Source organism: Nocardiopsis rhodophaea (assembly GCF_039530945.1).
Classification (GTDB): Bacteria; Actinomycetota; Actinomycetes; order Streptosporangiales; family Streptosporangiaceae; genus Nocardiopsis_C; species Nocardiopsis_C rhodophaea.
On the sequence record NZ_BAAAPC010000012.1, the window covers coordinates 147,189 to 170,513 of the forward strand.

26 protein-coding genes are annotated in these 23,325 nt (G+C 67.0%); 10 read left to right on the top strand and 16 right to left on the bottom strand.

What is annotated here, in order from left to right; translation table 11 throughout:
• Positions 1–110 precede the first annotated feature (110 nt).
• From ABD259_RS14995 to ABD259_RS15015, 5 genes are all read left to right on the top strand, one after another.
• Positions 111–1,022 (top strand): ABC transporter permease, encoded by a 912-nt coding sequence (locus ABD259_RS14995; RefSeq protein WP_425573527.1) that lies wholly within the window; start codon positions 111–113, stop codon positions 1,020–1,022.
• 37 nt (positions 1,023–1,059) lie between these two features.
• A complete protein-coding gene (locus ABD259_RS15000; protein WP_344102969.1) occupies positions 1,060–3,198 on the top strand; it encodes a dipeptide ABC transporter ATP-binding protein in 2,139 nt (712 codons plus the stop codon).
• A 69-nt stretch (positions 3,199–3,267) separates the two neighbouring features.
• On the top strand, positions 3,268–4,980 hold the full coding sequence (locus ABD259_RS15005) for an ABC transporter family substrate-binding protein (protein WP_344163002.1): 1,713 nt from the start codon (positions 3,268–3,270) through the stop codon (positions 4,978–4,980).
• A gap of 186 nt (positions 4,981–5,166) precedes the next feature.
• Positions 5,167–6,108 carry an RDD family protein gene (locus tag ABD259_RS15010; RefSeq protein WP_344163005.1) on the top strand — a complete coding sequence of 314 codons (942 nt, stop codon included), beginning with the start codon at positions 5,167–5,169 and terminating at the stop codon, positions 6,106–6,108.
• 517 nt (positions 6,109–6,625) lie between these two features.
• Entirely contained in the window at positions 6,626–7,870 is a 1,245-nt protein-coding gene (locus ABD259_RS15015) for a HEAT repeat domain-containing protein (RefSeq protein ID WP_344163008.1), read from the top strand.
• 128 nt (positions 7,871–7,998) lie between these two features.
• Here the strand turns inward: ABD259_RS15015 and ABD259_RS15020 are convergent, their stop codons facing one another.
• Complete coding sequence (locus tag ABD259_RS15020) at positions 7,999–8,826, bottom strand: SDR family oxidoreductase (RefSeq protein WP_344163011.1); 828 nt, start codon at positions 8,824–8,826, stop codon at positions 7,999–8,001.
• 282 nt (positions 8,827–9,108) lie between these two features.
• Here ABD259_RS15020 and ABD259_RS15025 point away from each other — a divergent pair, with 282 nt between their 5' ends.
• Complete coding sequence (locus ABD259_RS15025) at positions 9,109–9,747, top strand: MBL fold metallo-hydrolase (RefSeq protein WP_344163014.1); 639 nt, start codon at positions 9,109–9,111, stop codon at positions 9,745–9,747.
• A 221-nt stretch (positions 9,748–9,968) separates the two neighbouring features.
• On the opposite strand, the gene ABD259_RS15030 is transcribed toward ABD259_RS15025, so the two are convergent.
• The 8 genes from ABD259_RS15030 to ABD259_RS15065 all read right to left on the bottom strand — a co-directional run bounded on the left by ABD259_RS15030 (position 9,969) and on the right by ABD259_RS15065 (position 15,850).
• A complete protein-coding gene (locus tag ABD259_RS15030) occupies positions 9,969–10,580 on the bottom strand; it encodes a hypothetical protein (RefSeq protein ID WP_344163017.1) in 612 nt (203 codons plus the stop codon).
• A 130-nt stretch (positions 10,581–10,710) separates the two neighbouring features.
• On the bottom strand, positions 10,711–12,246 hold the full coding sequence (locus tag ABD259_RS15035) for an SDR family NAD(P)-dependent oxidoreductase (RefSeq protein ID WP_344163188.1): 1,536 nt from the start codon (positions 12,244–12,246) through the stop codon (positions 10,711–10,713).
• Between the two features lie 147 nt (positions 12,247–12,393).
• Positions 12,394–12,867, bottom strand: coding sequence for a hypothetical protein (locus ABD259_RS15040; RefSeq protein ID WP_344163020.1), 474 nt, complete (start codon positions 12,865–12,867; stop codon positions 12,394–12,396).
• A 16-nt stretch (positions 12,868–12,883) separates the two neighbouring features.
• Positions 12,884–14,530, bottom strand: a complete 1,647-nt coding sequence (locus ABD259_RS15045; protein WP_344163023.1) for an alpha/beta hydrolase — start codon at positions 14,528–14,530, stop codon at positions 12,884–12,886.
• Positions 14,531–14,569: 39 nt separating this feature from the next.
• Positions 14,570–14,899, bottom strand: coding sequence for a hypothetical protein (locus tag ABD259_RS15050; protein WP_344163026.1), 330 nt, complete (start codon positions 14,897–14,899; stop codon positions 14,570–14,572).
• Between the two features lie 383 nt (positions 14,900–15,282).
• Positions 15,283–15,495 carry a hypothetical protein gene (locus tag ABD259_RS15055; RefSeq protein ID WP_344163029.1) on the bottom strand — a complete coding sequence of 71 codons (213 nt, stop codon included), beginning with the start codon at positions 15,493–15,495 and terminating at the stop codon, positions 15,283–15,285.
• Positions 15,492–15,713, bottom strand: a complete 222-nt coding sequence (locus tag ABD259_RS15060; protein ID WP_344163032.1) for a hypothetical protein — start codon at positions 15,711–15,713, stop codon at positions 15,492–15,494. Before ABD259_RS15060 ends, ABD259_RS15055 begins: the two co-directional genes overlap by 4 nt.
• Positions 15,710–15,850, bottom strand: coding sequence for a hypothetical protein (locus tag ABD259_RS15065; protein ID WP_344163035.1), 141 nt, complete (start codon positions 15,848–15,850; stop codon positions 15,710–15,712). Before ABD259_RS15065 ends, ABD259_RS15060 begins: the two co-directional genes overlap by 4 nt.
• A 151-nt stretch (positions 15,851–16,001) precedes the next feature.
• Here ABD259_RS15065 and ABD259_RS15070 point away from each other — a divergent pair, with 151 nt between their 5' ends.
• Positions 16,002–16,229, top strand: coding sequence for a GntR family transcriptional regulator (locus tag ABD259_RS15070; RefSeq protein ID WP_344163038.1), 228 nt, complete (start codon positions 16,002–16,004; stop codon positions 16,227–16,229).
• Positions 16,230–16,267: 38 nt separating this feature from the next.
• On the opposite strand, the gene ABD259_RS15075 is transcribed toward ABD259_RS15070, so the two are convergent.
• From ABD259_RS15075 to ABD259_RS15100, 6 genes are all read right to left on the bottom strand, one after another.
• Positions 16,268–16,849, bottom strand: a complete 582-nt coding sequence (locus ABD259_RS15075; protein ID WP_344163041.1) for a hypothetical protein — start codon at positions 16,847–16,849, stop codon at positions 16,268–16,270.
• Positions 16,842–17,435, bottom strand: coding sequence for a lysophospholipid acyltransferase family protein (locus ABD259_RS15080; RefSeq protein WP_344163044.1), 594 nt, complete (start codon positions 17,433–17,435; stop codon positions 16,842–16,844). The genes ABD259_RS15075 and ABD259_RS15080 overlap by 8 nt, the downstream gene beginning before the upstream one ends.
• Positions 17,432–18,235, bottom strand: coding sequence for a phosphatidate cytidylyltransferase (locus tag ABD259_RS15085; RefSeq protein WP_344163047.1), 804 nt, complete (start codon positions 18,233–18,235; stop codon positions 17,432–17,434). Before ABD259_RS15085 ends, ABD259_RS15080 begins: the two co-directional genes overlap by 4 nt.
• On the bottom strand, positions 18,232–18,861 hold the full coding sequence (locus ABD259_RS15090; protein WP_344163050.1) for a CDP-alcohol phosphatidyltransferase family protein: 630 nt from the start codon (positions 18,859–18,861) through the stop codon (positions 18,232–18,234). Before ABD259_RS15090 ends, ABD259_RS15085 begins: the two co-directional genes overlap by 4 nt.
• 220 nt (positions 18,862–19,081) lie before the next feature.
• On the bottom strand, positions 19,082–19,450 hold the full coding sequence (locus ABD259_RS15095) for a hypothetical protein (protein WP_344163053.1): 369 nt from the start codon (positions 19,448–19,450) through the stop codon (positions 19,082–19,084).
• A 402-nt stretch (positions 19,451–19,852) separates the two neighbouring features.
• Entirely contained in the window at positions 19,853–20,188 is a 336-nt protein-coding gene (locus ABD259_RS15100) for a cupin domain-containing protein (protein WP_344163056.1), read from the bottom strand.
• A gap of 53 nt (positions 20,189–20,241) precedes the next feature.
• On the opposite strand from ABD259_RS15100, the gene ABD259_RS15105 reads away from it, so the two are divergent.
• The gene (locus ABD259_RS15105) at positions 20,242–21,213 is read left to right on the top strand and encodes a helix-turn-helix domain-containing protein (RefSeq protein WP_344163059.1); all 972 of its coding nucleotides are present in this window, start codon (positions 20,242–20,244) and stop codon (positions 21,211–21,213) included.
• A gap of 206 nt (positions 21,214–21,419) precedes the next feature.
• Positions 21,420–21,845, top strand: coding sequence for a VOC family protein (locus tag ABD259_RS15110; protein WP_344163191.1), 426 nt, complete (start codon positions 21,420–21,422; stop codon positions 21,843–21,845).
• A 154-nt stretch (positions 21,846–21,999) separates the two neighbouring features.
• On the opposite strand, the gene ABD259_RS15115 is transcribed toward ABD259_RS15110, so the two are convergent.
• A complete protein-coding gene (locus ABD259_RS15115) occupies positions 22,000–22,557 on the bottom strand; it encodes a DUF6817 domain-containing protein (RefSeq protein ID WP_344163062.1) in 558 nt (185 codons plus the stop codon).
• A 232-nt stretch (positions 22,558–22,789) separates the two neighbouring features.
• Between ABD259_RS15115 and ABD259_RS15120 the strand changes: the two genes are divergently transcribed.
• On the top strand, positions 22,790–23,311 hold the full coding sequence (locus ABD259_RS15120) for a GNAT family N-acetyltransferase (protein ID WP_344163064.1): 522 nt from the start codon (positions 22,790–22,792) through the stop codon (positions 23,309–23,311).
• Positions 23,312–23,325 lie beyond the last annotated feature (14 nt).

Here is a 23,325-nt window from a genome sequence, read left to right on the forward strand (position 1 = left end):
CCGCAGTGGACCCCTGGGGAGGCGGCGCGCCTGGGCCCGCCGCACCCCCCGCCCGCCGATCGCACGCATCCTCGTTCCCGTCCCCACCGGAAAGCGTTGGAGAAGACCTCATGAGCATGTCCGCCGAACGCGTCGAAGACCCTGTCGGAGGCGCCGACACGCCCACACGGGTCTCCGGCCGGTGGTCGGCCGTGCTGAACGAGGCGCTGCGGGCCCGCCGTGTCCTGATCGGTATCGCCATCATCATCGGCCTGGTGCTCCTCGCCTGGGTGGGCCCCCTGATCAGCCCATGGGACTTCTCCCAGCGCGACTTCGGCGCCTTCCGCAGCCCGCCCTCGCTCGACCACTGGTTCGGCACCGGCAGCACGGGGCGCGATATCTTCACCCTCACCATGGTGGGCCTGCAGAAGTCCATCATCATCGGCCTGCTCGCGGCGGTCATCACGACCGCGCTGGCGGCCGTCGTCGGCGCGTTCGCCGGGTACTTCCTCGGCGTCACCGACAAGGTTCTGATGTGGATCACCGACCTGTTCCTGGTGCTGCCCAGCTTCCTGATCCTGGCGATCCTCTACCCGGCGCTGCGCGACAGCGGCTGGCTGGTTTTCGTGATCCTGCTCGCGGGGCTCATGTGGATGGTCACCGCCAAGATGGTGCGCGGCATGACGATCTCGCTGAAGGAACGCGAGTACGTGCTGGCCGCACGCTACATGGGCGTGCCCCACTACAAGATCATCTTCCGCCACATCCTCCCCAACATGTCCTCGCTGCTGATCGTCGACGCCACCATCAACGTCAGCTCGGCGATCATCCTGGAGACCGCGCTCTCCTACTTCGGATTCGGTGTCCAGCCGCCCGACGTCTCCCTGGGCTCCCTGATCGCCGACGGGTCCAAGGAGGCACTCGCCTTCCCCTGGACATTCTGGTTCTGCACCGGTCTGCTCGTCCTCCTCGTGCTGGCGGTCAACCTCATCGGCGACGGCCTGCGCGACGCCCTCGACCCCCAGACCAAGCGCAGGTCGTGAGCGGCCCCACCGAGCTATGAGCGGGAGTCAACTCCAGATGACCGGTACCACGATCGAAACCGAGACGGACACCAGCGTGAACGAGCGACGCGACGACACCACCCCCGTCCTCGAAGTCGAGAACCTCCGGGTGACCTTCCCCGGCAGCGGCAAGAACCCCGATGTCACCGCGGTGCGCGGGGTCAGCTACCGGGTGCACCGCGGCGAAATCCTGGGCATCGTCGGCGAATCCGGCTCCGGGAAGTCGGTGTCCTCCATGGCCGCCATGGGGCTGCTGCCCGACTACGCCGAGGTGCGCGGATCGATCCGGCTGCACGGCGAGGAACTGCTCGGCCTGGACGACCTCGCCATGTCGGCCAAGCGCGGCAAGAGCATCTCCATGGTCTTCCAGGACCCGCTGTCCGGCCTGACCCCCGTCTACACCGTCGGCGACCAGGTGGCCGAGGCGGTGCGCGTGCATAACCCGGGCCTGTCCAAGTCCGACGCCGCCGCCCGCGCCGTCGACCTGCTCAACCTCGTCGGCATCCCCAACGCCGAACAGCGCTACCGGGCGTTCCCGCATGAGTTCTCCGGCGGCATGCGCCAGCGCGTGATGATCGCCATCGCCATCGCCAACGACCCCGACCTCATCATCTGCGACGAGCCCACCACCGCGCTCGACGTCACCATCCAGGCGCAGATCCTGGAGGTGCTCAAGACCGCCCAGCGCGAGACCGGCGCGGCCATCGTGATGATCACCCACGACCTCGGTGTCGTCGCGGGGTTCGTCGACCGCGTGCAGGTCATGTACGCCGGGCGGCTGGTGGAGACCGGCGACGTGGACGACGTCTACTACCGCACCCGGATGCCCTACACCATGGGCCTGCTCGGCTCGGTTCCGCGGCTCGACGAGGAGGAGAAGACCCCGCTGATCCCCATCAGGGGCAACCCGCCGTCGCTCTCCGACATGCCCCCGGGCTGCCCCTTCGCGCCGCGCTGCCCTATCGCCGTCGACGCGTGCACCGAGACCGAGCCGCCCCTGGCCACCATCGGCGCCGAGCGGCACGCCGCGGCCTGCATCCGCGCCGAGGAGATCGAAGCCAACGGGTGGGAGGCGCGCGACGTCTACCCCGTGCCGGAGATCCCGGAAAGCCCGCAGTCCTCCATCCGCCGCGAGGACCGCGAGATCGTGCTGGAGGTCGACGACCTGATCAAACACCACCCCCTGATGAAGGGCGCGGTGTTCAAGCGGCGCGTCGGCACCGTCTACGCCGTCGACGGGCTCACCTTCGACATCCGCGAGGGCGAGACGCTGGGCCTGGTCGGGGAGTCCGGATGCGGCAAGTCGAGCACGCTGATGGAGATCCTCAGCCTGGACAAGCCGCAGCGCGGCAGGGTCGTCGTGCTGGGCAAGGAGGCCGGACGCGTCAGCGCCAAGGAGCGCTTCGCCATCCGCGGCGACGTGCAGGTGGTCTTCCAGGACCCGATGAGCTCGCTGGACCCGCGCATGCACGTCTTCGAGATCATCGCCGAGCCGCTGCGCACCCACAACTACCCCAAGGACCGGCTGACGGCGCGCGTCCACGAGCTGCTCGACCTGGTCGGCCTGGACGCCGCCCACGCAGCCCGCTACCCGCAGGAGTTCTCCGGCGGGCAGCGCCAGCGCATCGGCATCGCCCGCGCCCTGGCGCTGGAGCCGCGGCTGCTGGTGCTGGACGAGCCGGTGTCGGCGCTCGACGTCTCCATCCAGGCCGGCGTGATCAACCTGCTCGACGAGCTCAAGGCCCGCCTCGGCCTGGCCTACCTCTTCGTCGCACACGACCTCTCGGTGGTCCGCCACATCGCAGACCGGGTGGCGGTCATGTATCTCGGCAAGATCGTCGAGATCGGCGATGTCGACTCCATCTACCGATCGCCCACGCACCCCTACACCCAGGCACTGCTGTCGGCGATCCCGGTACCGAACCCGGAGAAGGAACGGGCACGAACGCACATCGTGCTCCAGGGAGATCTGCCCAACCCCGCCGCCCCGCCGTCGGGATGCAGGTTCCGCACCCGCTGCCAGAAGTTCGCCGTCCTCGGCGAGAGCGAGCGCGAACTCTGCAAGACACAGGAACCAGCGCTCACGTCTCCCAACGGTGGCTCCGCCGCACGGCTGTCGGCCTGCCACTACGCGGAGGAACGCGAGCTGCTGTGACCACCTTCGGGCGGGCGCTTCGCGCCTACCCCGAGGCCCCCCACAGAGAATCAGTAGGGAGTTTTTCCCATGACAGTGAGACGAGCGGCGAAGCTGGCCGCGCCCGTCCTCGCCCTGGCCCTCGCGGCCGCGGCGTGCGGCGGTGGTGGCGACAGCGGAAACGACGAGACGCTCGCCGACATCCCCGCGTCTGACATCAACGCGACCGACCGCGCCGACCTGAAAGAGGGCGGCACGTTCCACTGGGGGATCAACGAGTTCCCCACCCAGTACCAGCGCTTCCACACCCAGGGGAACCTGGGCAACGTCGAGCGGATCGCATCGGCCGTGCTGCCCCGCGCACACTATTACGACGATGCCGGCGACCCGCACCCCGACGAGAACTACGTGAAGAAGAGCGAGATCAGCGACGACGGTAAGACGCTGACCTTCGAGCTCAACCCCGACGCCACATGGTCCAACGGCGAGCCGATCACCTGGGAGGACTACGCGGCCCAGGCCGAGACGATCGGGGGACACCGCAAGAACGCCGCGAAGTTCAAGATCGGTGACGCGACCGGCTACGACCGCATCGAGAAGACCGAGAAGGGCAAGGACAAATTCGAGGTCGTTTTCACCTTCAGCACGCCCTTCGGTGAATGGCCGCGCCTCTTCGACAACCTGTACCCCAAGGAGTACATGGAGGACCCGAAAAAGTTCAACGAGGCCTACGAGCACGACTTCCCGGTCACCGCGGGTCCCTTCGGCGACGTCGAGTTCGACAAGACGAAGGAGACCGTCACCGTCAACAAGGACGAGGACTGGTGGGGCGAGCCGGCGATGCTGGACTCGATCGTCTTCCACCACTACGCCAACGACGCCCTTGGCGGCGTTATGGACAACGGGGAGATCGACGGCTTCTACCTCGGCTACGACGCCGCCGCCTACGACCGGCTGAAGGATAAGGACGGCATCCGGATCACCCACGCGATCGACAACGCGTACCGGCACCTCACCATGAACGGCGGCAAGGGCCGGATCCTGGAGGACACCAAGGTCCGCAACGCCGTCGTGCACGGTATCGACCGCGCCCAGATGGCTAAGGCGACCCTGGACGGGGTCGAGTGGACCACCGACCCGACGGCGAACCGCCTGATCCGGTCCACGCAGACCGGCTTCCAGGACAACAGCGAGGGCTACGGCGAGTACGACCCGGAGAAGGCCGCCGAGCTCCTCGACGAGGCCGGGTGGACCCAGGAGGCCGACGGCGAGACCCGCACCAAGGACGGCAAGAAGCTGGAGCTCCACTGGGTCATCCCGTCGGGCCTCCAGAACACCGCGGACGAGGCCGAGATCGCGAAGGGCCAGCTCCAGGAGATCGGCATCAAGGTCGACGTCGATACCGTCCCGAACAACGCGTTCTTCGAGGACTACATCGTTCCCGGCAACTACGACGCCACGACCTTCGTCTACTCCAGCATCAACCCGTACGCCGGCTACTCCCAGGAGAACTTCGCCGGACCGGTGGGGAAGGACGACGAGGGCAACGTGAACTGGGGTAACAACCTCCACTTCTTCACCACCGACGAGATCCGGGACTCCTTCGAGAAAATGACTCAGGAGACCGACCCGGAGAAGTACACCGAGCTCGCCAACAAGATCGACCGGATCCTCTGGGAGCAGAGCATGGCGGTGCCGCTCTTCCAGCGTCCGGGCACCTACGCGGTCAAGGAGGAGATCGCCAACTGGGGCGCCAACGGCCTCGGCAGCATCCACTACGAGGACATCGGCTTCGTGAAGTAGCCACGCGGCCGCCCTCACCTGCGACGACTGCCCCCACCGGAAACCCGGTGGGGGCAGTGCGCGTTCGTGTTCCAGGCCGACACCCACGGTTCCCTCACTCTCGGCGACCCATTCCGCGCGTTCCGGCGCGCCCGAAAGCTGAAGTGGGAGGCGCGGTGATGGAATAGACCGTGGACGCCTTCCGGTGTGAACCAGACCCACGAGGTGCGACTTCCGATGAACTACCCGCCGCCTGACCAACCGAACGACAACGGGGACACCCCGCGCGATCAGGAGCCACAGCAGCCCTCCGGCCAGCCACCGCAGGGCGGGGAGTCGCGCGGAACGCCTCAGCGGCCGGACGGAGAAGAAGAGCAGAGCGGCGAAGCCCGCGAGCCCTACCGCGAACCCCAACAGCCGTACGGCCAACCACCGCAGGGTCAACCGCCCTATGGCGGGTCGCAGCAGCCCTATGGTCAACCACCCCCGGGCGGGCAGGGCTACCCAGGACAGCAGCCGCCCTACGGCCAGCCGCCCTACGGCGGAACTCCACAGGACCCCTACGCGACCCCTGGCGGATACGGCGCGCCACCGCCTCCGCAGCCCTACGGCCAGCCCACGGAAAGGCCGTCCGTCCACGGCCGCCCGCTGGCCGAATGGTGGCAGCGGCTGGTGGCCCGCATTATCGACGGCATCGTCGTCGTGGTGCCGTTCTTCATCATCGCCTTCATCGTCGGGCTCTTCTACGCGGCCGCCCTGGTCAGGGAGGGAGAAACGGAGCTGCAGATCGGGACCGGCGCGGACCTGACGCTGACCCTCGTCCTCTCGCTGGTCCTGCTCGCGATCGGGCTCGCCTACGAGGTTTTCATGCTGACGCGCTACGGCCGCACGCTCGGCAAGATGGCGTTCTCGCTGCGCGTGATCTCGTTGGACAATCCCCTACAGCAGAGCGGCGGACTGCCGTCGAACACCGCGCTCATCCGCAGCCTGGTCTGGTACGGACCGGCCATCCTGGCCTGGATCCCCTTCATCGGGACGATCGCCAACCTGATCCCCATCATCAACGGGCTATGGCCGCTGTGGGACCGGCCGAACCGGCAGTCGCTCAACGACAAGGCCGCCAAGACCGTGGTCGTCGTCGACCACTAGATGATCGGGCACCATGCCGAGCCGCTCGCCGACCGCCAGGGCTCACGTGCTGGTCTTCGCAAGGGACGCGCGTCCAGGGCGCTGGAGGCCCGCCTCGCGGGTGGGGGTCCGCGATGACGCGGGCCTCGCGCAAGCACCCGAAGACCCGGCGCGGCGAGGGCCCGCTGACATCGGAGCGCCAGATCATCGAGTTGGTCGTCGAGGCGATGAGGGCCCTGCTCGGTCTGGAAACCCACGGAGGACGACGCACCGTGCAGGGCGTGGTGGCCGGAGGACCGACGCGTCGTCTCGCGGGTGCCGCCGCGGGCGCGAGCAACCACCGCGCGCCATCCCGTCCTCCGATCACGCAACCGAGACGACCATGAACAAGCACTCCGAGGAAGCACCCGTCTCGACGTTCCGCCCATGGCCTCCCCGCTGGCGGAGATCGCCGAGGATCGTTCGACTAGGCTGTCACGGCTGATCTCCAGCTCTGTGCGGAGTCGGCACTGCAATGTGCGCGGCGTGAACGAGGGACATGAGCGAAACCCCATTTATCGCGGCGGTTCGGAGCGGGGACGTGGAGGCGGTGACCGCACTGCTCGACGCGGGTGCCGACCCCGACACCGCCGATGAGCACGGCACGCCCGCCTTGTGCCTAGCGGTGGACACCTTTGCACTGCCAGTCGTCGAGGCCCTGACCGGGGCAGCCACGTTGGACCGCGTTACCCCCGACGGCCGCACCGCTCTGCTGCGCGCGATCGACCGCGGCGCGTGCGATATCACGGACGAGCTCATCGCCCGAGGGGCGAATCCGCGGCTGAAGGATGCCGAGGGGCGCGATGCGCTGGCGCTAGCCCGGTACTGGCACGAGATGGGCGCCGTGGCCGAGCTTCGACGCAGAAATGGGAGGTCGGAGCTGGTCAAGCGACGGACGGTCCACGGGGAGTTCGGGGCGACCTGCCGGGAACTGTCCCTGGCCGGCCTGACGGTCAGGGACGGCCACACCGCGATCCTCACGAGGCTGGAGCCGATGTACTGGATCACGCTGTCTTTCGACGAGCTTCTGTCCCGTGCAGTGGCCGAACCGGATACCGAACACCAGGTGTGGTTGGAGACGACGGGCGTCCTTTGGAACCGTGGAGGTCACGCCGTCTGGGACGCGGCCGCCTCACTCCGGCACCGGCCCGACCCGTTGGAGCGGTGCTTCGGTGCGGAAGTGCTCCGCCTCTTGGACCTCGTCGATGACGGCAACGGTCGGCCGTTCACCGAAGCGCTCGTCGACCTGTTCGTGTCCTGGGTGGCCCAAGAATCGGATCCACGCGTTACGCGGGTGCTGACCATGGGACTGGGCAATGCCTGCCACCCACGAGCTGAACAGTCGCTGCTCGGGCTCGCCCGCCACCGCGACGCCAGGGTCCGGTCGGCGGCGGTTGACGGATTGCACAGCGCGTTGTGGGAAGGGAGTTCCGCGGCGCGGACCGCCGTCGTGGAGCGCACCAAGGACGAGGACGCGGTGACCCGCCGGACAGCCTGCGAGGCGCTCGCCCTCGACCCCTGGAGCCCCACGTCCTCGGACGCTCTGGCCGCATGCCTCGCCGACAAGGACGAAGGCGTTCGGGTCGAGGCCGCGGCTCGGCTGTGGCAGCGCTTCGACGATCGAGGCCGAGAGGTCCTGGATAGCCTCGACTGCATCGGTGTGGACCCTGCCTACCACTCACTGATCGAAGAAGTCTGGCGCCTCCGCAGGGCGACCCCGTATGCCCCGGCCACCGGACCTTGAGCGCGTGCCGCCTGGAGCGGGTGCGCTGCGACGAAGTGGACCGCTCGTCGGCCGCCGCCGGTGTGGGCGACACCGGCCTCGATGCGCGAACAGCCGTCGGCCGAGGTAGCAGCAGGGCGACCTCAGCGTCATCGCCGCAGAAACTGTCGGGCGCCGCGCAGTGTGGTGCTTAGACGTCGCTGGGTGCGCGTGCAATCCAGGCGTACGTCGAGTGGGCGGGGCAGGACGGCGTCGGCTTGTCGGCCGGCGGGCAGTGCGTCGGGGTCGAGGCCGTCCCGCCGGGCGATCAGGGTCCCCAGTTCGTGCCGGCTCACCGCGTCAACTCCGGCGACGTGGCGGATGCCGACATGGCGGGTCGAAGCGAACTCCAGGAGCGCGGCGGCCAGGTCGGACACGTGGACGGGACACCGTACCTCGTCGGTGAACAACACTCCCGTGATCTCGCCTGTGACCAGGGCGTGCACCCGGCGTTCGTGGTGGGAGCCACCATCGCCGATGACCAACGAGGTGCGCGCGATCACGGCGGCCGGACTGACGGCCTGGATCGCCGTCTCAGCCGCGGCCTTGGCGGCGCCGTAGGGGGTGGTCGGATCAGGGGCCGCTGTCTCGTCATACCTGACCGCGGCGCCGGAGAACACGGCGTCGCTGGAGACATGGACCAACCGCGCGCCAACAGCAGCGGCGGCGAGGGCCACGTGTGCGGCACCATGGGCGGTGCTCGCCCAGTCGGACTGCTGGTACGCGGCGTTGATGACCACGACCGGCCGCACCGCGGCCACGAGAGCAGCCACATCCTGGCGGTTGCGGACATCCAAGGCAGACCACGACACCCCGTTTATGGGTATGTCGGGAGGCCGGGTCAAGTATGTCGCGGCCACCTGGTGGCCGTGGGCCACTGACTGTCGGACGACCTCGCCGCCAAGGAGCCCGCTACCGCCAACGACAAGGACCGTCATGGGCGGTCACGCTACAGGTAACCGGTTCCCGCCGCCACGGCATCCCCAGCGCTACGCGGGGGCCGGAAGGAGGCCACGCTCGGGTCGCTGCCCGTGTGGGGAAGCTCCAGAACTAGACAGGGCGGGGCCGCTTCCACCGGCCCGTCGCCGCGCGACGCGGTCGCTGGTGAGGTGGCCGCGGTGGTGCCACCGCACCGCCATATCACCCCGCGCGAGGACTTGAACTGAACTTAACTTGAGGTTCTAGCCTCGACGGTGATTGGTCCTCGTGAAGGGAACGACATGAGACAGATCCAGCCTGACCTTTGGGAGACCGAACCGGAGTTCCCGGCCCCGGGGCTGAGCACCCACGCCTACCTCTGGACCGCGTCGAGCAGAAATGTGTTGTTCTACAACACGACGTTGGAGCAGGAGATCGATGCCATGGCGGAGCTCGGCGGTGTCGCTCGCCAGTACCTGAGCCACCAGGATGAGATCGCGCCGTCGTTGCGCACTATCAAGGAGCGGTTCGGCTCGACGCTGCACTGCGGCGCGGCCGAGGAGGATGTCGTGGCGGAGAGCTGCCCCGTCGACGCCGTGTTCGAGGAACGCCGTGTGGAACTGGACGGGTTCGAGGTACTTCCGACACCGGGGCACACACCGGGCAGCGCGTGCTTCCTGGTTCCCTCCGTGCACGGCCTGACCTACCTGTTCACCGGTGACACGATCTTGCGCCATGCGGACGGCACGTGGTTCGCCGGCCATATCCCCGGCTACAGCGACCGCGGCGCGCTCGCCACCAGCCTGTCCGGCCTCGCCCACCTCACCCCGGACATCGTGATCTCCAGCGGGTTCGCCGGTGATACGGGCGTCACGGAACTCGGCGAGCGGGCCTGGGCCGACTGCGTGGAAGAGGCCCTGCGCTCGCTGACGGAAACCTGAGACCACCACCCGGACGGCCTTACCCGAGCCGAGAGGCATCACGTCGAAGCCAACGCGGAAGCACGGACACCAGCCCCGCACGCACCAGCGAAGCGGGCCCGGTATCGGTGGTGCCAGGGCGCGGAGCGCCGCCGTCGGGCAGGCCGACGGGCACCAACCACCCACCATTCGGCGTGCGGATGGGACGGGACTCCCAGTCCCTTAGCGGGAAGGGGAAGCGATCACGCCATCACATACAAGGTGCCGAGGATCCGCTCGGCCAGCCGGTCGTCAAGGTAGTCGCTGGAGGCAAGGAGACGGAACGTAATGCCGGTGCCGTCATCCAGCAGCATCGCGACGTCGACACCGCGGATCGTGCCGGAGCCCCCGCTGCCGTCGCTGTCGACTCCCGGAGACGCCGTGCCCCCGCCTGAGGGACTCGGTTCGGGGCGCCGGAGCGACTCCGGTGCCCGTTCCGCTAAGAACTCGTAATCAGAGCGCTGCGCGTTCTCCGCGCCGGGAACCGTGTAGTCGTACGCGCGGTCGGTGTACGTGAGCCGCGTGGACCGCTGGAAGTCAGTGAGTGCGTCCCGCGCAACGTCCCGCACGTGCTCGACAGGGCCCTCCGTGATGAGGATGGCGATTGCGGCCGGTTCGTCGTCGAAGTCCTCCGGCAGTGCGTAGCCGAGGCCGTCACTGGTATGTGCGGCGAATCCGTCGGGTACCGGCGGGGGCGAGACATCAGCATCTCCCCGCGTCTGCTGGACGAAGCCGCACGCGGTCGCCAAAAGGGCCAGCAGAGCACCCGCGGCGATCCCACGCGCCGAGAGTCCGCGGCGCGCAAAAGTCCTCATCAGGGTCGGCCTCCCGCTGTACGGATTCTGGACATGGACCCATTGTCCTGAGGTTCGTGTCCCTGCGCGCGCCTGCCCGCCGAGCGTCGGGCAGTCCGCTGCCAGACACCAGCAGACCAGGGAAGCGGGCCTACCACGCGGCAGGCCGATAGTCCTTCAGGAAACAGCCGTACACATCCTCCCCCCGCTCCCCGCGGACAATGGGGTCGTACACCCGCGCGGCCCCGTCCACCAGGTCCAAGGGTGCGTGGAACCCGGCCTCGGCGAGCCGGACCTTGTCCGGGTGCGGGCGCTCGTCGGTGATCCAGCCGGTGTCCACGCTCGTCATCAGGATGCCGTCGGACTCCAGCATCTCCTGCGCGCTGGTCCGGGTCAGCATGTTCAGCGAAGCCTTGGCCATGTTGGTATGCGGGTGTCCGGCGCCCTTGTATCCGCGCCCGAACACGCCCTCCATCGCGGACACGTTGACGATGTACTTGCGTCGGGAACTGGAGGTGGCCATCGCTGGACGCAACCTGCTGACCAGCAGGAACGGGGCGGTCACATTACACAGCTGGACTTCGAGCATCTCCAGCGCATCGACCTCGTGCACGTGCTGGGTCCAGCTGTTCTCCGACACCAGGTCCGGCACGAGCCCGCCCGCGTCGATCGCGTTCCCCGCCGCGATGCGGTCCGCCGCTGCCGAGCCGCTGGTCAGCGCCAACGCGGCAAGCGCCTCTGGCGTGAGAGGGGCAGAAGTGCCCGGACCGGCGGCCTGTCGGTGATCCGGCGACCCCTCGGTCAGCTCACGCTCGCCGGCACCACTCACGATCGCGTCGACCGCGCCTCGCCCGCCAACGGACCCGAAGGTGACCATCTCGGGCAGCGGCCCCGACGGAAGCTCGGCCGACTCCGCCTCGATGAGGCGCGCGTAGGACCCGGGGGAGCGGCGCACGGTCTGCGCAGCGTTGTTGATGAGGATGTCCAGCGGCCCCTGCTCACCGACCGAGTCGGCCAGGGCGATCACTTGCGCGGGGTCGCGCAGGTCCAGCCCCACTACCCGGAGCCGGTGCAGCCAGTCCGCGCTGTCGGGCATGGCGGAGAACCGGCGGACGGCGTCCTTGGGAAAGCGCGTGGTGATGGTCGTATGCGCGCCGTCACGCAGTAGCCGCAGCGCGATGTACATGCCGATCTTCGCCCGGCCGCCGGTGAGCAGTGCCCGCCGCCCGGTCAGGTCCGTGCGCGCTTCGCGGCGGGCCCAGTTCTCCTCCGCGCACGTCGGGCAGAGCTGGTGGTAGTGGGCGTGGACGACGCGGTACTTCTCCTTGCAGATGTAGCAGGGCCGCGCCCGCTGGAAAACGCCCGCGGTCCAGTCAGCCGAGGACGAGGCGAGCGGGATCCCGCGCGTCTCATCGTCCGTACGGTTCGGCGCCCCGGTCGCGGTCTTGGCGATCACAGCCCGATCGGCGGCTTGCTCCGCCACTCGGCGCTCCCGTCGACGCCGCACCTTCAGGGCCTTGAAGAGCTTCGCGGTCGCCCGCTGGAGCACGAGGGAGTCGGGGTGCTTGGACGAAAGCTCCTCTGCCTCTGCGAGCACGCTCAGACAGATCTCCAACCGCTCCGGGTCGATCCCTGCGGCTTCGTTGCTGTGCAGTGCCTCTGCAGTCGCCTGACCGTCCTGCCCCATCGCCGTCCCTGCGTCTGTGACCATCCACCAACTACTTCGCAGGAACTCTATGCGCGCTTTGCCCCTGTTCTGGCCAGTCTCCACGGCCCCGGTACGAGCTCGGTGTGCCGATGAACGCAGACTGCGGCAACCAGGTGGTAGTGGGAATTACTCATCCTCGTATGGAGAGAAGCAGGGGGAGACCGCACTAATGGTTAAGTCGTCACCCCGATCTCCCCGAAGTGCAATCTCGAATGAGTCAGGAGTCTCCACTCGGATCATCAACCTCTCTGGTCGGGAATCTGTAATCAGTGAGTACCCGCGCTGTTTCCAATATTCGAGTACCGATTCAGCATTCTGCTCCTTGTCTTCAGCGGGCAACCCCAGAATTCGGTACTTCTTGTACCTCACAACGTGTCCAGAATTATCATTCTCGGTGTCACCGCATGAAGAATCCCTCATGCCGTCTACTGTTTCTAGCTTCGCCCCTTCCGGTAGAGTGGAGAGTGATTCCGTGATGTACTCTTCAACTTTTTCGTCAGCTTCGCCCTGATCGAGGTCTGCGACCGGATTTCCGAATCCGCATGCTGATAGTGAAGAAATTGCGGACGCGAGGGCGATCCTAGATTTCCAGCTCGCCAAATGTCCCATCCTTGCTTCATCTCTTCCCGGCAACGACTTCCCCCATGTATGCAACCGATTCATTATCTTCTCTAAAGTAGTCGCTGTGTGCATCGCCAAACGGAAATGTTCCGCCTTCCCTTCCGGTGTCGGACTCAAACACGGTTGCGCCGAATTCCTTGCTTGTTGGCTCAGGCCCGTGGATGGCGTCTGGGGTGAAGTCTCTGATTCCGTCGTTTTCAGCAGTCGAAGCATGCACTTTGCTTCCTGGGACTCCCAGATCGCTCACATGATCGGCGTTGACGCCCGGACTGCCAACGAACACATAATTGTCAGCGTCAATTCCAGGCCCTTGTAGGGCGTGGCCAATAACTGTCGATCCATAGCTATGACCGATCACCGTATTGTTCGAATGATCTCCTTGGTGCGTAGCTCGCAGTCCCGACTGAAAATTGTGCAACTCTGTGGCGCCGGTCACTGCATCGTCCTCTAGTAGTGCTCCTCCCACGCCGGGCGCATCGTAACCAATCCAGGAAATTACTGCATGTTCAGAATTAGGATCCACCGTTTGCGCTTCTTTCTTAATGGCCTCTGCTCGACCGAGTTGGCCATTGACAGCCCTCCACTCAGTCCCGGTTCCGGGAACCAGCGTCGCGACGTTGTCGGCAGTGTCCGGGTTTCCGTCGGCGACGATCGCTCGCCCGTGACCATCGGTGGTGTCCAGGCCCAGGAGATACCTATCGGTCCCCTCGGCGTCTAGAGTTTTATTCTTTAGTTTCTTCAACTCCCTATATTCGTCGCTGTCCTCGCCGTACTCTTCCTTGACATAAGGAAGGACTTGGTCGAGATGATCACGATTGAGTTTGTTACGTACTCCGACGGGAATGCCGTCCATCATCCGCAGCTTATCGGCATGCTTCGCCATTGCTGATTTTCGTTGTGACGGAGTCAGGCTGCCCCACCAAGCGTTGACCTGTTTGGGGTCACTACCTTGTTTCGGCACGCCTCCTTTCAGAGTAGGCAACTCAGGTTTGTCGTACTTCCCGCCCATGATGTTAAATGGCGCCCACGACAGGTAACCCGACTCCTGAAGCTTTCGAACGTTTTCTTCCGTTGCGCCGTTCTTCAGTTTGTCGGAGATTTCGTCAGCCTTCTCCTGGAACTTACTCCAGTCTTTCTTCGCTGCGTCCCTTTGCTCGTCGAAATCATTTCGCATGGCTTTGAGTGCCTGGTCAAGACTGGGGATCCATGGATTCGATTTCGTCGTGTACGGGGCAGAGTACAAACCTGCGGGAAGATCATTTTCGCGGGCCTTTCTGATTGTCTCCAGGTGTTGTTTCTCTGAATTTTTCCATCTTTCTATGTTTATCTCGCGTTTATTTTTGTATTCCTCGACTGCATCAGCCCATTCGAGCGTCGTTGCTATAAGGAAGGATATGGCCATAGTGGATTCCTGCCACTTGGACTGATCGTATTGGGCCTCGTCTTTGATCTTCCATGCAATCAAATCATCAAATTCGTGAGAGGAGCTATTGAACCCATCGTGCAAGTTTCCAGATCGGCCCGTGATTCGCTCCATGAATTTTTCGAAGTCACTGGCAAACTCCCTGAGTTTTCCCTCCTTTGCAAGCGTCATGTCCGGGAGGAAAGTGCATCCCGTCTCATTGAACTCGAACTTTGACACAGACTTCTCCTGGGTGATATGGGGGAACAAGAAGACTGGTCAGCCGTTGACGTCACGGCTCAAGCCGGGCCAAGGGGCGTCGAAACCCTCGGAGCTTTCGTAGTCGTTCTTCGCTGCAGCAGATGCGCCGGACTGGATGTTGTCGGCGAGTTGGAGCCCGTGGTTCTGCAGTTCTCCTAGGAAGACGGAGGCATCCTCTCGGAACTTGTCGTACCCCAACCGAACTGGGGCTTCGGCGGCAGGGCTGCGGATGTCCTCAAGCATGGCCTCGAAGGTATCCGTCAGGCCGACCATGGCCTCGGCCAACATCTCGGCGGCCTCACCTTTGCTCTTGCCCTTGACGACATTGACGCCGACCTCTTCGCTCACTACTCACCCGCTCTGACTCTGGAATGCGTGCACGGCGGACATTACCGCCCATAGTCGGAAAAGATGGTAATGAATGCTGTGGCGTGAGGGGTTTCACCTTGCGTTGGCCGGGTGGGGTCAAGCGCGACGCGTGATAGGTCGGAGCGTCATACGGAGGTTGGCGATGTGGGGTGGTCTGGGGGTTGGTTTTCAAGCAGGCGGATCACGAGTGTCTATCACTTGGCGCGTTGACGGTGGCCGAGTTGAACGCCGCAGCATCCGTCGGAGATGGACGTGGGCGGAGGGTTTCGGATCGATGTTCTGTGGCTGGAATGTGCGTGTGGCTGGCAGTCAGGCTCCGGTCCCCGCAGCAGATGGTGCCGCGGGGACCGGTCAGCGGTCACTCACCCCATGGGGGGCTTGCACGCTCGTCCGGGCGGGTTGTCGAGGTCATAAAGGAATTCGTTGATGTCGGCCTGAATGACCGTGGGCGCGTGGTCGGCGTCGGGGTCGTTGGCGGTGGCGACCCACAGGTGCTCGGTGCGGCGGATGGTCCACCGGTGTCCGTAGTGCTCTCGCAACAGGCGAAGCAGCGGGTCGTTGTTGGTGGTGGTCACGACCGGCCTCCGCTCGCCTGGTCGAGGATCCGGGACGCCTCGGCCGTGGTGAGTCCGCACTCGTCGACCAACGCGCGGTGGGCCTCGCCGTAGGGAGCGCGCAGGCGAACGATTCGCCCGCCAAGTCCACGCACGGTGAAGCGGAGCATGGGGGAGAGGTCGGGGTCGTAGGTGACGGAGTAGCCGCCCCATGCGACCCGGGTGATGTGGGAGGTCATCGGGCGACCTCCGACTCCCGCCGGACGCACACACCGGCGAACTCGCGGAAACGGCGCTCCTCGCTGGCGCGCTGGGCCTCCAGAGCAGCGATGTAGGGCCGGACACGGCGGCTTCGCCGTGATGGCAGGATGGACATGTCTCACTCCTTGCACGAGTGGGGCCATGCCCCGGGACGAGTGCCAGTCGTCGCCGGGGTCCTTAATTTCCAAACAATATCCCAGTACAGACATAGCATGCTAGGTATACTGTGCATTGGCAGGCATGCGACGCCGCTCTAGCGTGCTCGGGTGAAGTTCAGAGAAGACGTGCCGAGATGGCGGCAAATCGCTGATGAGCTGGAACGACGTATCCGCGAAGGCGAGTACCTGCCCGGCACACGGGTGCCCTCTGTGGTGCAAATTCAAGAGGAGTTCGAGGTGGCGTCCGCGACAGCTCAGAAGGCGCTGAGTGGGCTGCGGAATCGCGGACTGACATACACGGAGCCCGGCCTCGGGTCGTTCGTGCGGCGCGAGTAGGGGCCGGTAGCACGGTCACATCTGGGAAAGACGGCAGGTCAGCGCCATCCACGCACGATGAGCGTGAGCGCGGCCCCGAACCCGGTCCCCGTGGCCACCAAGTACGGGGCATACCGGTGTCGCTGGGACCGAGCAGCGATGCCGAAGGCAGTGAGAGCAAGGCCCGCTGTCACGATCCGAGTTCCCCGGGCGCGGGCGCTCGACTGGGCGAAGCTCAGTGCCCCCACACGCTCCTTTCCTGCGCGGGCCGCGTACACCTTGTAGGGAATCCCGGCCAGGGGCTGGTGCCGCACGGCGCGCGCACCTTCATCCCGCGTCTGCGCCGCCACGGTGTCGTGCATCCGGCGCGTCGTCAGCGGGCTGGGCGGGACCACACCGCGTTCGGCCAGGGTGTAGGTGATGAGCCCTCCGGCGACGCTTCCCGCGGCTGCCGCTAGCGACAGCCGCGGTCCCGATCGGGGGTCCGCCACGCAGAACCCGGCGAGGGCGACCTCGGGGAGCACGGGCCAGGACACCGCCTCGGCGAAGCCCCACGCGGCCGCCAGCGCCGTCCCCCACCGCGACCGGGCGAGTCGAGCGGCGCGGCGGCGGAGTCGTGAGTCGCGCGGGTTGTCAGACATGGGTGGCTCCAGCGTGCGTTCTCGTGTCGTCGAGCATGCCTGTGACCTGCTCTTGGGCTGCGTGGATGTCGTGCACCGGCGTTCCGAACCGTACGGTCACAGGAGCGCGGCGGATCCGCCCGTCGCGGGGGAGGAGTTGCCGCGTGCCGTGGATGGCCACCGGGACAAGTGGAACTCCGGCCCGGTCGGCGAGGTGCGCGGCACCGGAGCGGAATCGGGCCAGCGCACCGTCGCGCGACCGCGTGCCCTCTGGGTAGACGACCACGATGTGTCCACGACGCAGCAGCTGCTCGGCCGCGAGGAGGTCGGCGCGGCCTCCGCCATTGCGCCGCACGGGAAACGCCCCGGCCACGGCTCGGGCCGTCCATGCCCGCCCCCGATTCCCGAACCAGTAGTCGTCGGCGGCCGCGACCGCCGGTCGACGTCGGGCGGGAAGCGCAGCGAGCAGAGCTGCAGTGTCGGCGTGCGAGGAATGGTTCGCGACCACGACGCACGGCCCGTCCGGCCGCTCGCCGTGCACGCTGAAGCCGCCCGCCTTCGCGAGCGCCATCCGCCACAGGCCGGCACGCAGGAAAGATCCGATCATGACAGCACCACCGCCACGGGGAGAGCGAGCAACAGGGAGTCGATGCGGTCGAGCAGCCCGCCCATGCCGGGCAGCCACCCGCCGGTGTCTTTGGCACCGGCGCCGCGCTTGATCATCGATTCGAGTAGGTCGCCGAGGGGAGCGGCGACAACGACGGCGATCGCGAGGGCGGGTGTCAGTGCTCCGAACAGGGCCAGGACGGTCAGTCCCGCGGCCGCACCGCCCAGCACACCGCCCCAGCGCTTCGCCGGAGAGAGCGGCGACAGCGGCGGGCCTCCCAGCAGTCGGCCGCCGCACCACGCGCCCACGTCGGCCACGGCCACCGCCACGCACAGGGCGAACGCGGCCGGGCCGAGCAGTACGAGCCCGCTCAGACCCGCCAGCCAGGCCGTACCGTACACGGAGAACGCGGCCTGGCGTGCACCATCGTGTTCGTCGCCCGCCAGGACCGGGACCAGCACCACCGCCACCGCGCCCAGCAGTAGAAGACGCCACAAGAAGTCGGCGGCAAGCCACGCGGTGATCGGCGCCGCTGCCGTGACGACCGCCGCGACGATGGTCTCGGGACGCCCGAGGCGGGCCGTGCGCCCGAACTCCACCATGGCCACAAGCGCGAGCGCCGCCGCCAGCACGGCGATCCCCGGCGCACCGAGGTAGTGGGCGCAGCCGACTACAGGTGCGATCATCACCCAGGAGCGCCAGCGCCGAACCAGTTCCCGCTTCCCGGACGCCCAGACGGCGATCCCGCCGACCCCGAGGACGCCGACGATGTACGGCGCGGCTTGAGCGGCCCCGATCATGAAACTGCCCCCGCGACGGCGTAGTCGGGTTCAGCGCTCGTCTCGTCGGCCTCGCTGAGTGCCCGAGCGACGCGAACCAGCCGCACCACCGCCGTGATCAGCGAACCAGCGGCCATGAGGACAAGCACCGGAACGGCGGCTCCGGTGGCGGCGAGGACGACGAACAGCGCGCACCGCTCGGTCTTGCCGACCGGACCGCCCTGCACACGCTCTCCCCCGGCCGCCGCGCCCGCCAAGGCCACCCACGAGGGCAGTGTCGCCGCGAGCGCCGCCGCCAGCACGACACCGCTGGGCGCCACGAACAGGCACCCGGCCAGCACCGCGAACTCAGCGAGCCGGTCACCCAGCTCGTTGACCACAAAACCGAACCGCGTCGACCGGCCGCTTTCCCTGGCGACACCACCATCGAGATTCGCGCACGCCAACCGGGCGACGAGAAGCGCCGCGACCGCGACTCCCGCGGCCGCTCCGGACGGAAGCAGCGCGATCGCCGCGCCGGCGGCGGCACCGAACCCGACACCGGCCCACGTCAGCACAGCGGGACCGACGCCTCGTTCAACCAGACCGCGCCGCACGAGCGCGAGCCGCGCGGCGAACCAGGGCTTGAGGGAGTACAGACCGTTCATGATGGCAACGGTCCCGTGAACCGGCCGCGCCCGACATCGTCCGGGCTACCCATCCCTCATGAGTACGCGTACCTAGACGTCCGGACTGGCGCCGGTCGCGTGGGCGAAGACCGAGCAGCCGAGAGTCATTCCTCGGCCCGGCTCCTGCGCTCCAGGCGCTCGCGGCGCGCCAGAGTCGCGTCGATCGTCTCGCGTTCCTGAGGGCCGTACCGGCTGGCGATCATCGCGGCCAGGATGTCCCGACCCGTTGTGCGGCCTGCGCGGCCGCTGCCCGTTCCGCGTCTATCGGAGCATGCTCGGCCTTCAAGCGAGCACATCCGGAGCACCATGAGTCGGGTCTCTCAGCGGCCGATGCGCTGCTGTTCCAACTCACTCCGTTGGCGAGAACATCGTGGTCCACGCAGTGCAGGATCATATCCGCCGGGTCGCCATCCACCTTGGCGGGCAGGTCGACGTCGAGATACGGCAATACACGAGGATCACGAATAGAAAGTTGTCCGAAGTTGAAGTCCACCCTCCTGACGATCACGGACGGGGCGCCATAGCGCCAATCGCCGAGGCGGACATGGTGTTCCTGGAACTTTGCCACTCCGACATCACCTGTGCGTAATCATGGGATCCATATGCGAAGACGGTAGGAGGGACGCCGCTCGGGCGACCCTCCATGGATCTCTCATCCTTCCAGAAACCCCGGACACGGCCTCCGCTTGAGCGGCGCCGGGAGAAGAGGCATTGGCGCCGACGGCCACGATGGTGTGCTGGGCCCAGACCACATCACCGCCACACCACCGGCGCCCGTCCTCGCGTTCTGGCTGCCGTGGACTTACGACGTCGGCGGCCGGGCCGCCCCGGCCTCGGAGGACGTCAACGGTCGTCCCTGAAATGCCCGGGGCCTTTGCCGTCATCCGGGCGGGAAATCATGGCGCGCAGAGGCCAGCGCGGATTTCCCGGGGACAGTCGGTTGCAATGCTCCTTTCGTTGATCACGGGGGTCAGCCTTCGGGGTAGAAGACGAATAGCGTGCAGCCCGTCGTCGTCTGCGGGACATGGGACGAACCCGCGGGGGCGTGGATGAAGGAGCCCGGGGGATAGTCTCGGTGGCCGTCGTTGAAGACGCCGGAGACCACGAAGACCTCCTCGGGACCCGGTTCGTGGACATCGACGCCCTGCCAGCACGTGTTCGGGTCCATCTCCAGCACCTGTGCATGCGCGCCGTTGTCGCCGTTCCACAGCGGGCGCTGGCGGATCCCCGGGAAGAGCTCGTTTACCGGGGCGTCCTGCACGCTGGACCACACATAGCCGGGCAATTGGTGTTCCTCTGTCGTCATGGAAGTCAGCCTGCCCGACCGCTGCATCTCCGCCGAGTGTCATGAATGACATCATGCGGTACTTTTCTGCCATGCATCGAGTGGTGGCCCTCGCCCGCCCATCCCAGTCGACCTTTGAGCTCGGCTGCGCGGCCGAGGTCTTCGGGACCGAGCGGGACGGACTTCCGGCGCGCTACACGTTCGGCGTGTGCGCCGAGCGCCCCGGAGAGGTCACGACGCGCGCCGGGTACACCATGCTGGTGGCCGACGGGCTGGAGGCGCTCGATGAGGCGGACACCGTGGTCGTCCCCGGGTGGCTGCCCGTTGACGAGGCACCCTCACCCGCGGTCGACCGGGCTCTGCGCCGCGCGCATGACCGAGGAACGCGGGTGGTGAGCATCTGCACCGGCGCCTTCGCGCTGGCGTACACCGGTCTCCTGGACGGGAGGCGGGCGACCACGCACTGGGCTCGGGCGCAGGAGTTAACCGCCCGCTTTCCGGCCGTCCAGGTCGACGCGGACGTGCTGTACGTGGACCACGGCGACGTGGCCACCAGCGCCGGTGCAGGCGCCGGAATCGACCTCTGCTTGCACCTGATACGCACCGACCAGGGCGCCGAATACGCCGCGCGCGTCGCACGGAGCATGGTCATGCCGCCCCATCGCGAGGGTGGACAGCTGCAGTACTCGGCGCCACCGCACCCCGCCCACATCGACGGTTCGCTCGCACCGCTGCTGGAGTGGGCGACCGGCCGGCTCGGCGAACCATTGAGCGTCGAAGACTTGGCCGCGCAGGAGGGCGTCTCAGCACGCACCCTCTCCCGCCGCTTCACCGACCAGCTCGGCGTCGGTCCGGGACAGTGGCTGCTCGCCCAGCGGATAGCCGCGGCCCGGCAACTGCTGGAATCCTCCGACCTCCCGCTGGACGCGGTCGCCCGTCGCGTCGGTCTCTCCTCGGCCACCAACCTGCGCAGGCGATTTCTTCGCGCCTTGGGCACCACCCCGGGCGCCTACCGGCGGGCCTTCCGGAGCGACCTGCAAGGATGACCGTGCTTGTGGTGGTCGTGGGCCTGTCCGACGAGGTTCGCCGGGTGGTGGATGCCGAGGCAGCGGATGCTTCTCGCGCCGCCCGCCAGAGCTCGGCTCTGGCACCAGAAGCTCGATCAACGGTCACGGGGCATCGGTCAGGCCTGCTGGGCGACGACGCCGGTGCCGCACCCGACCTCTGGTTCCGGGACATGACGATTCAGCGGATGGACCACGTCGGTGTGGTGGTCGACGGCCTTGTGGCCGCTACCGCGTTCTTTGTCGAACTCGGTAGGGAACCGGAGGGCGAGGCCCCGGTCGAGAGACGTTGGGTGGACCGCGTCGTCGGGCTCAACGGCGTCCGGGTCGACATCGCCATGATGCGGACCCCGGACGGCCACGGTCGGATTGAGCTGACGAAGTTCCACACGCCGACGGCCATCAGTGCTGAGCCGGAGAACGCACCGGCGAACACGCTGGGCATCCGTCGCATCATGTACGCGGTCGACGACGTCGAGGACGTCCTTGAGCGTCTGCGCACCCACGGTGCCGAGCTCGTTGGCGATCTGCAACGGTGCGAGGACAGCCACCGGCTCTGTCACGTCCGCGGCCCCGAGGGCATCACCGTCGCTTTGGCCGAGCGGCTCACCTGAAGGTCGGCGAAGGGGCCTTTCGCCCGAACATCATTCCGGCCGGATAGTAGCGGGATCCGCGGCAGGCCCGCCGCCGGTCAGCGCCCCCGGCCTCGAAGGCATCAAAGCCTGACACTTCTCCGACCTGCTCTGCCTGCCTGGGCCGGTCTCATCCTCACGAGCCCAGTAATTCCTCGCACTCTCGCCATGCCGCCGAGCTCAGCAACCTGCGGTTGCGGGTGAACAGATCGAGCAGCTCCTGGCCGTGCCGCTCCTTGAAGTCGGAGTTCTCCCGGGCAATGTCCAGCTCATTGGCGGCGGTGAGTTCCATGAATCGGTCCAGGTCCGCCGCTGGCATCTTCCACGTCGTCCCGTCGAACCGGTCGCGGAACTCCACCGGATCCTGCCTGCCCAATTGGGCATGGACATGGCCGCGGTCGCACGCGGCATAGAGGTAGACCAGCTTCTCCGCGCGCTCGCCGATGATGCGGCGGAGTTCATCACGGCGCCCCGGATCGAACAGCGATACAGCGAATCCGCCCGTCCCGTAGCAGGCGTGGCACAGGCCGGCGACGCACAGATCTTCGTCCGCGCCCCACGACTCCAGGAGCCGCGCGACACGCGCGAGATGATCGAGCAGGTTTCCGCCGGGATGGGGGACGTCCCGCGCGCCGCGGGATTCGAGCATGGCGCTGTACCCCTGCAGGGAGTCCATCGGCGGCTTGCCTCTCACGTCGGCAGCGTTTCTCGGCCGACCCTAACCTGTCCGTTGGCTCTGTAGCGGATGACGGAAATTCGGGTATGGCGTGACCGACCCACGCCCTCCGCAACGACCGCTGCCCCCGACGCGACGTGTTTCCGGCACGGATGAGCAACGCCTATCGGGCCCGGCCCGAACCGGCCATAATCGGGGCGTGCCAAGACTCGTGGAATCTTCTGTGCCGTCCGGGCGGATGGCGGGGCGCGTGCAGCCGACCATCCCCACGTCCGGCGTTCTGCTCCGACCGTGGCGGCAGTCGGATCGATCGGCCGTCCTCGCCGGATACGCGGAGCCCGATATTCAACGCTGGCACTGCCGATCGATGACCGACGGCGAGGCGCGCGAGTGGATCGATTCCTGGGACGACCGGTGGCACCACGAGACCGGGGCGGGGTGGGCCATCGTCGACGGATCCGAGGTCGTCGGGCAGATCAACCTGCGGTGGTTCGACTTTCACGAGGGCCGCACCGAAGTGTCGTACTGGGTGCTCCCGGCCGCGCGCGGCCGCCGTGTCGCCTCACGCGCCCTGTCCGCCCTCACCTCGTGGTCGTTCACCGTCCTCGGGCTTCACCGCGTCGAACTCGAACACTCGACCAAGAATCCGGCTTCCTGCCGGGTCGCCCAACGCGCCGGTTTCGCCGCTGAGGGAACGAAGCGCGACGAGGTCCGCCATACCGACGGCTGGCACGACATGCACCTGCACGCCCGGCTCGATACCGACGCGTGATCCCGCGGGATGCT